At 77.1% G+C, this 288-nt stretch carries 1 pseudogene; it reads right to left on the bottom strand.

The features are described from left to right. Nucleotides 1-147: 147 nt before the first annotated feature. Nucleotides 148-288: pseudogene (locus tag IU459_RS37845) on the bottom strand (type II toxin-antitoxin system PemK/MazF family toxin); the annotation flags it as partial.

Genomic DNA, 288 nt, shown 5'->3' with positions numbered 1-288 from the left:
GACCAGGGACGGGAGTGCGGGCACGACGGCTCCGGGGAACGGAGGTGGACCGCGCGGGCGAGGGCCGCGGCGCGGTCGGCGGGTGTCGTCAGTGCCTCATGTCGGGCGCGACGCTACCCCGGGCCGCGCCGCCGCCGCCAGCGGTTTTCAGCGCCAGCCGTAGCGCGAGCGCAGCTCGCCGGCGACCCGGTCGAACCGGGCCCGGTCCAGCACCGCACCCTCCCGGCGGATGCCGTGCTCCTCCACCTCCAGCACCCGGTCGAGCCGGATGTAGGAGTCGCGGCCCTC

Origin of the sequence: Nocardia amamiensis (assembly GCF_015477605.1) — a bacterium.
Lineage (GTDB): Bacteria > Actinomycetota > Actinomycetes > Mycobacteriales > Mycobacteriaceae > Nocardia > Nocardia amamiensis_A.
The sequence above is the reverse complement of the archived record's forward strand: the minus strand, read 5'-3'. Positions and strand labels throughout refer to the sequence as shown.